General features: G+C 51.6%; 9 protein-coding genes and 1 pseudogene. 4 read left to right on the top strand and 6 right to left on the bottom strand.

All coding sequences use genetic code 11. The features are described from left to right. Positions 1-120: 120 nt before the first annotated feature. Together J2T58_RS10265 and J2T58_RS10270 are read right to left on the bottom strand one after the other, a co-directional pair. Positions 121-825 (bottom strand): LiaF transmembrane domain-containing protein, encoded by a 705-nt coding sequence (locus J2T58_RS10265; protein WP_253489645.1) that lies wholly within the window; start codon positions 823-825, stop codon positions 121-123. Positions 826-1166: 341 nt separating this feature from the next. Continuing rightward, positions 1167-1568 carry a cupin domain-containing protein gene (locus J2T58_RS10270; protein ID WP_253489649.1) on the bottom strand — a complete coding sequence of 134 codons (402 nt, stop codon included), beginning with the start codon at positions 1566-1568 and terminating at the stop codon, positions 1167-1169. A gap of 272 nt (positions 1569-1840) precedes the next feature. Between J2T58_RS10270 and J2T58_RS10275 the strand changes: the two genes are divergently transcribed. After that, positions 1841-4021, top strand: coding sequence for a heavy metal translocating P-type ATPase (locus J2T58_RS10275; protein WP_253489652.1), 2181 nt, complete (start codon positions 1841-1843; stop codon positions 4019-4021). 295 nt (positions 4022-4316) lie between these two features. On the opposite strand, the gene J2T58_RS10280 is transcribed toward J2T58_RS10275, so the two are convergent. After that, positions 4317-4529, bottom strand: coding sequence for a type II toxin-antitoxin system HicB family antitoxin (locus J2T58_RS10280; protein WP_253489655.1), 213 nt, complete (start codon positions 4527-4529; stop codon positions 4317-4319). 398 nt (positions 4530-4927) lie between these two features. Here J2T58_RS10280 and J2T58_RS11160 point away from each other — a divergent pair, with 398 nt between their 5' ends. Both J2T58_RS11160 and J2T58_RS10290 read left to right on the top strand, forming a co-directional pair. Beyond that, the gene (locus J2T58_RS11160; RefSeq protein WP_366518469.1) at positions 4928-5164 is read left to right on the top strand and encodes a PEP-utilizing enzyme; all 237 of its coding nucleotides are present in this window, start codon (positions 4928-4930) and stop codon (positions 5162-5164) included. 237 nt (positions 5165-5401) lie between these two features. Continuing rightward, positions 5402-5818: a hypothetical protein gene (locus J2T58_RS10290; protein WP_253489662.1), complete on the top strand. Its 417-nt coding sequence runs from the start codon at positions 5402-5404 to the stop codon at positions 5816-5818. A 213-nt stretch (positions 5819-6031) separates the two neighbouring features. Here J2T58_RS10290 and J2T58_RS10295 read toward each other — a convergent pair whose 3' ends face one another. Continuing rightward, positions 6032-6322, bottom strand: coding sequence for a hypothetical protein (locus J2T58_RS10295; protein ID WP_253489665.1), 291 nt, complete (start codon positions 6320-6322; stop codon positions 6032-6034). Next, positions 6300-6503: a hypothetical protein gene (locus J2T58_RS10300; RefSeq protein ID WP_253489667.1), complete on the bottom strand. Its 204-nt coding sequence runs from the start codon at positions 6501-6503 to the stop codon at positions 6300-6302. The genes J2T58_RS10295 and J2T58_RS10300 overlap by 23 nt, the downstream gene beginning before the upstream one ends. A gap of 208 nt (positions 6504-6711) precedes the next feature. On the opposite strand from J2T58_RS10300, the gene J2T58_RS10305 reads away from it, so the two are divergent. Then, complete coding sequence (locus tag J2T58_RS10305; protein ID WP_253489670.1) at positions 6712-6867, top strand: type II toxin-antitoxin system HicB family antitoxin; 156 nt, start codon at positions 6712-6714, stop codon at positions 6865-6867. Positions 6868-6959: 92 nt separating this feature from the next. Here J2T58_RS10305 and J2T58_RS10310 read toward each other — a convergent pair. Then, a pseudogene (locus J2T58_RS10310) lies at positions 6960-7187 on the bottom strand (ATP-binding protein); the annotation flags it as partial. Positions 7188-7299 lie beyond the last annotated feature (112 nt).

The raw sequence follows: 7299 nt of genomic DNA on the forward strand, positions 1-7299 counted from the left end.
TGTATTCTGGAGATGGTCACATCAGGACTCCTGGCGCACGATAGAAAACGATGGAGATGCTTCCGATGGAACAGAATTACAAACTCCAAAAAAAAGTGTATCTATGATATTCCGGGTTTCTCAATCATTGATCGAGAGACCGCCGAAGGCAACAAACCCGTTCACAATAAGATCAGGCTGATCTGACTTCTCTCTCCGGGTCTCGTCATCGGTTCTCTGTGCCTCCCGGATGTTCCTCCGTGGCCGTTCATCCTCCGCTCCGCCGAGGATCGGGACGACGTTCATTCTGACCTCCCAGCCATCAGGCACCCGGATATCGATGCCGCCGAAGAGTGCGACCACCTGAATTTCTGCGGGCGGGGTCCGGACCACTGCTTCCCTGAGATCGAGATCAACCCCTCCGAAGATGGCCGAGGCCTCACCACCCTGAAATGACTGAGATGTACATCGTGTCTCGACACCGCCGAAGATCGCCATGAGGTCAATTGTATCGGTGACCATGGCACGGGAGGTCGGGCGACGAAAACGGCTCAGCAGAAATCCTGTTCCGACGGCGATGATGATGATCGGCAGAAGATAGTCCGTGGTGATATACTCAAGGATGATGAGTTGAATTGTTCCAAAGACAGCGATCAGGATGAGCGGGCCCCCGATTGACTGGAAGCCGCTCTTCACCAGTCCATACAGCCCGAGGAGGACAAATAGTGACGGAATATAGATGACGAACCCGCTGGTGTCATATATTTCTGCGGTGTTGAGGAGGAGCAGCACTCCGAGGATGAGGAGGATTGCCCCGAATATAACCTGGTATGATATTCGCTTCATTGGGTACACCTGAAGGCTTGTTTGTAATGATGATAGATAAGGATTAAGGATAGCTGGTTTACCGCTCCTGATCCCTCCCCTGTCATCCATCCCCCGTGCAGCTCACTCCGAATCAGTATGACACTCCGCTCCGTTTCTTCTGATAACCGGGATTGTTCGTCTTCCTTTGGAACCGGATCCCGGATCTGTTCCGGGCATTTTTTCCCTGCCGATCGGATTCAAAGGGGGTAGAGGGCAGAAAAACATGTGCATCGAAAAAAGGAGTTTGAGTTCCCATCAGATCATGATGGGTCGTATCTTATCGCCCTTTAGGGGGGGCAGAGATCAGGTCTGTTGTCCGCTTATTCGGTCGTCTTTCCATCGAAGTGCTCATGAGCGGCGTCTGCTTCTGCCTTTGTTTTGTGGATGGTGCCGTCTATGTGTTCCGGGGGGGCATAGACGGTATAGAGCCGGAGATCTTCGGTCGCTGAGGTGTTGACGACATTGTGTTCTGCACCTGAAGGGACGACGACCGCAGTTCCGTCTTTGACCATGTGTTCGACACCGTCGATAACGACCTTCCCCTCTCCCTGCTCGAAGCGAAAGAACTGGTCGATATCATCATGGACCTCGGATCCGATCTCTTCACCTGGCTTGAGGCTCATCAGAACGAGCTGGCTGTATTTTCCTGTATAGAGCACTCTGCGAAAATCGGTGTTCTGTACTGTGTCTGTCTCAATATCTGCTGCAAAACCTTTCTTCATAAATACAACCTCGTGTATGGTACGGCGGCAGTTACTGAACGTCTCTTAAGGGGATACTGATAATGGGTGCCGTTATACGAACAATTGGAGATCGAACTATTTCTTACTTGCTGTAGCTGCATGGCGTCGGGCAGATTAACGAGGGTGTGATCACCCGCAGCTTTTATGAGCACCGATGATACGATGATGGTGAGTATACTGTTCAGAAGAGGCAATCCTTTTTGTAAGTGTGGATCAATCCAGTCACATTCTATCATCAGGGGGATGACGAGATGAGTCCGGACGTGCATGATCATACGCATAGCCATACAGGAGACGAGCAACCCCGTGGTAAAGGACCCACGAGCTGCCATTGTCCGGGGTGCCGGATCTGTGAGGGGTACAAGGGGGGCACTGCGGATCAGAAACCACGATCCGGAGATACACACCAGGGACCACATATTGATCATTCCGGTCATGAGGAGATGTTTAAGCGTCGCTTCATCGTCTGTTTCCTCCTTTCCCTCCCCGTCCTCTATTACAGCCACATGCTGCAGGAGTGGTTCTCCTATACTGCATACGCATTTCCGGGGAGTGACTATGTCGGTCCCGTGCTTGGAACGGTCATATTCCTCTATGGGGGTCTGCCCTTCCTCAGGATGGGTGCGATCGAGGCAGAGAACCACAAGCCAGGAATGATGCTGCTGATCTCACTTGCAATCGTTGTTGCATTTGTCTACAGCCTCGGAGCAGCGTTCTTCGATATCGGAGAGCCACTCTTCTGGGAGCTTGTCACACTGATTGTCATCTTCCAGCTCGGCCACTGGATTGAGATGCGCAGTGTCCGGCGTGCATCGGGTGCCCTTGATGAACTGGCCGGGCTTATCCCATCGACTGCAGAGCGACTGACCGATTCAGGCGAGATCCAAGAGGTACTCGTTGACGACCTGATGACCGATGATCTGGTTCTGGTCAGGCCGGGAGGCAACATTCCTGCAGATGGCATTGTCCAGGAAGGGGAGTCAGATGTCAACGAAGCGATGATTACCGGTGAGTCAACACCTGTCAGGAAGGAGTCCGGTGACCGGGTCATCGGCGGGACAATCAACCAGGACGGAAGCCTCCGGGTTCGGATCACCGCAACCGGTGACGAGACGACGCTCTCGGGGATCATGCGACTTGTGTATGAGGCACAACAGAGCAGATCCCATACGCAGATACTTGCAGACCGGGCCGCAGGCTGGCTCTTTTATGCGGCCATCGCTGTTGCAGCTGTGACGGCTGTTGCATGGACGATTGCTGTTGGTTTTGGTATTATCGTCATTGAACGGGTCGTCACGGTTCTTGTGATTGCATGCCCCCATGCCCTCGGTCTTGCGATTCCGCTTGTGGTTGCGATCAATACCTCACTTGCAGCAAGCAACGGCATGCTGATCCGGAACCGTATTGCAATGGAAGAGGCACGGAGGCTCGATACCATCGTCTTTGATAAAACAGGCACTCTGACCCGGGGGGAGCAGGGTGTGGTGGATCTCATCTCAGATGGTTCAAAGACCGAAGATGACGTCCTCGCCCTGATGGCGGCTGCTGAAGGGGATTCCGAGCATTCGATCTCCCGTGCCATCCGCAGTGAAGCCGGCCGAAGGGGGGTATCAATTCCGGCTGTCTCCGGATTTGAGACGCTTAAGGGCAGGGGGATCCGTGTGACGGTCAGCGCAGGTGCAGGAGAGCCGGGAGATGGTAATCATGCGAAAATGGCGGGAGACTCCACGGTCTATGTCGGGGGCCCCAATCTTCTCAGCCATCTTGCGCTGACACCGGGCGCAGAGATCCAGGCATTCTCTGATGCCGCAGCGTCCCGGGGGGAGGGGGTCATGTACCTGATTATGGACGATGCGGTGATCGGGGCAGCAGCACTTGCCGATATTGTTCGGCCGGAGAGTTATGAGGCGGTGACGGCACTTCAGGAGATGGGCATCACCGTTGCCATACTGACGGGAGATTCCCGTGCCGTTGCAGAGAAGGTTGCAAAAGAACTGGGTGTAGAGATCATCTTTGCCGAAGTGCTGCCCGAAGACAAGGATCAAAAGATCATCGAACTACAGAATCAGGGGAGGTTTGTGGCGATGGTCGGCGACGGGGTCAACGATGCCCCCGCCCTGATCCGTGCCGATGTCGGTATTGCGATCGGTTCCGGGACTGATGTCGCGATCGAGTCTGCGGATGTCATCCTGATTGAGAATGATCCCCGGGATGTCGTCTCGCTCATCCACTTAAGCAGGAGAAGCTACCGGAAGATGCAGGAGAACCTGGTCTGGGCTGCAGGATACAATGTGGTTGCACTGCCGCTTGCCGCGGGCATCCTTGCACCCGTTGGCATCATGCTCTCCCCGGCGGTCGGTGCCGTCCTGATGTCCGCAAGTACCGTCATCGTCGCAGCGAATGCACAGCTGCTCCGGCGGGTGAAGTTGTAGGGGGGTAAGAGATGGTGATGGAGGGGAGGAGAGCAGTCATGGCATTTCGTATGGGTATACCCATGCCAAACGATATCTTTTGATGGGTTGTAAACCGGCGAAAAATGTATTTTTTGGCGGGTTATGATCCTGTGAAAGAAATACTCTCCTCGCTTGCTTATTCGTTATGTGGTGGAATCACATCTTTCCTGTTGCTTTCTTGTTGAGAGTCTGACATGGCTGCCGTTTTGTCTGCTTATGGAAAATCCATATTTTTTAAGCGGCTTTTTCAATACTCTGTTCACCAGAAACAGGTTTATACCCGGACACCTTCGGCCACCTCAAATGTTGTAATGATTGGCCGCCTCCCCTCTTCCAGCGGGAATTCCTCAAGGTATAGTTCTGTTGCTTCCCTGAGGGTTGTTATAGCCTCCTCTATTGTGAAACCCTGGCTTACAGTCCCTACTTCAGGGCACTCTGCGACATACATATCATCATCTTTAAAGAGCACTGCCGCAAACGTCTTCATACTGGTATCCTCTCTCCTCAGGGTGATAATGGTGATCACCAGGCTTGTATTATCCTCTTAGCTCACCCTTCATCATCGCCTTCCTTAAAATTGTCATTGTTAAAATAGAGGGATTTTTATGCCAAAATCCTTTTTAGGAAGGAAAGAACCTTTTTTGCTTACTTCTTTCTTTTGCCGGACTTCGTAGCGCTGTTATTTGGGTTGATTTGATTTGCCCTGTTATCCCCCGCTGACTTTTCTGATGGGTTGTTGGGATTCTTTGCATCTGCACGCTGATTCTTAGCCATACAAAACGCTCGCTTTGCTTCATAATATGCTTTCCTGTAGATAAAAATGATCCAACGCCTGATAGTGCCACCCGCACGGATACCCATCATACGCCATCGGGTGAGAAACCGATCCAACCCGGCGATATCCTGGTGATTCATGGAGCAGATCCCGGCTGGACACCCATCTTTGTTGCAGCCGGGGCCATTATCCTCGAGGTCGGGGAGATGATCGAGCAGGGTGCCATCATCGGACGGGAGCTTGGGAAGCCTTGTGTTGCCGGGATAAAGGGGGTCTATACCCGGTTCAAAGACGGCGACCGGGTGGAGGTTGACGGAGCGGCAGGATCTCTTCGGTTTATCAGGTGAGGATGCTTTTTTTTATGCTGAAGTTTTCACTCGTGCTTTGACTCATTTGTTTAATCAATTCCATTGTGCTTGTTTTTCCAAGGATTATCAGAGAAATACCGGGTGTTGTATACTCTGTCAACTGCTGATAGGGTACCAATAGGAAAGTACATATATTTATTTGGCACTAATGCATTCACTCTTAGTTTTGTCTGCATTGTAGCCGATTCAAACGTAACTAAGAAGGTGGTAAATTGTATGAAAAAATCAATCAGTCTTATCCTTATTGGCCTTGCATGTCTCATGCTGATGGCTGCCGGCTGCACGAGCACATCCGATCCAACACCGGCAATGTCCTGGGACGGCATATGGAGTACGACATGGACATCTGCGGATCACGCGACCCTGATACCAGGGGATGACATTACGTTCACCCAGACTGGCTCGTCGGTAACCGGAACCTATGTTAATCCCGAAGAGAATTTCTCAGGGTCAATCACAGGTACTGTTGAAGGAAACACACTGACAGGCACCTGGTCTGAGAATGGTCTTCCGGGGACATCCGGCACTATGGTATTTGTAATGTCAGCTGACGGAAATACCTTCAGTGGAACATGGGAAAGCGCTGATGACACGACCGGGGCTACGTATCTCTGGAACGGTGTCCGTAAATAATATTGCGGCAAATCTCTGATTCCGCCAACCTTTTTTTATTCATTCACGATTCTCGTTCATTCCGTTTTTAATGCAGATATCTGGTTGTAACCGGTTCGTATCAGATCTTGAGGTTGCAGCGGGGGCAGTCCGGTGAAATGCAGGAGGGATGCATGGGGTTTCAACTGGTTATCAGACCCGGCTGAGTGCCTGGTATTGACAAATACAACGAGGTCAGAACAAGCCGTACCGTTTGTGAGCCTGCTCGATTGACATCACGGCAAGCATATGGACTTCCTTCTCCGGTTCATGGATTTGATAGAATGCCGTCAAACTCCGGCTGATGTGAAGTCGATAGGTATCTTCGCGCCCGTGTACATACAGGCGCTCCTTATCGCTCCCGCTGCCGGGATACGGATCACCCTGCAGGGGTTTCAGCTTCTCCATGATAATCCGCTGGCTCTTTTCGCTGAGGCTTTGGATGCTCGCAAGGGTCTTGCGATCAATCAGTATCCGGAACGCCAAAGTCCAACTCCACGAAATCCCCTTCGGCTTCGATGCGATCCATATCTTCGATGAACCGACGTTTCTTCTCCTGCTCGGCCATTGCGGAGAGAAGCTCGTCAAAGGTCTGGCCGGGTTGCTTCAGATCGGAGATCTCCGCCCAGACCCCTTCCGAGACGGGGATCCTTTTCGTTGCAGCCATACACGTAGTGTAGGTATGTATCATATTTACAATGTTGCACACATGGGCCTATGATAGGAGAGGGGGGAGCGCTGAGGGCTTGACGCCGGATTATTTCATAAAAAGCTCAAACGGAGATCACATCCTCTGTAAATCTGTGCATATACTCTTCGTGGGATCTCAAAAGCAGGGTACCACCCCCGGACGGGTACCCATCATACGCCATCTGGTGATAGAGTATCACGAACAGGAGTGCATGGTGAGGAGAAGCCTGAATTACCGTATTTTGCATCGAAGAGAGCCGGATGGTGGGTATACTGTCACGCTGCCGACGCTTCCCGGCTGCGTCACGTTCGGGGAGACTGTTGATGAGGCACAATACTAATGGCATGGGAAGCTATCGGGTTGTATCTTGAGGATTGTTCTGCCAATCCTGGTGGATAGTACGTTTCATCTCCGCACTCCAGATTAACCATATCACTTCTCTCCATCTCTCTCCAGCAGCCATCTCCATAGTGGGATATACTGAATTATTCCTTCCGTTCCCTGTGTATCCTTAGTAAGGAGGAGGCACCGGCTCACCTTCGGACCGAATGCTTCTGCAAACTCACGAAGGGCGTCTGTCTCCCGCCGGTGAATCTGATCGGTGTAATTGACATTGATCGCCATTATGCTGGTATCTCTCATCTTCAGGACGAAATCAACCTCACCGTTTTTCTTCCATAGGACTTACGCACAATTTTAGTTGAGCCAAAAGATCAATATATTAGTAAAGCATAAAATAATGCGTGTCAAAGCAGTATCAAGTAACTGACAC

It is taken from the genome of Methanocalculus alkaliphilus (genome assembly GCF_024170505.1).
Lineage (GTDB): Archaea > Halobacteriota > Methanomicrobia > Methanomicrobiales > Methanocorpusculaceae > Methanocalculus > Methanocalculus alkaliphilus.

Coding starts and splice junctions, on each gene's coding strand:
- J2T58_RS10265 (WP_253489645.1), bottom strand. CDS start 825: ATGAAGCGAATATCATACCAGGTTATATTCGGGGCAATCCTCCTCATC.
- J2T58_RS10270 (WP_253489649.1), bottom strand. CDS start 1,568: ATGAAGAAAGGTTTTGCAGCAGATATTGAGACAGACACAGTACAGAAC.
- J2T58_RS10275 (WP_253489652.1), top strand. CDS start 1,841: ATGAGTCCGGACGTGCATGATCATACGCATAGCCATACAGGAGACGAG.
- J2T58_RS10280 (WP_253489655.1), bottom strand. CDS start 4,529: ATGAAGACGTTTGCGGCAGTGCTCTTTAAAGATGATGATATGTATGTC.
- J2T58_RS10290 (WP_253489662.1), top strand. CDS start 5,402: ATGAAAAAATCAATCAGTCTTATCCTTATTGGCCTTGCATGTCTCATG.
- J2T58_RS10300 (WP_253489667.1), bottom strand. CDS start 6,503: ATGGCTGCAACGAAAAGGATCCCCGTCTCGGAAGGGGTCTGGGCGGAG.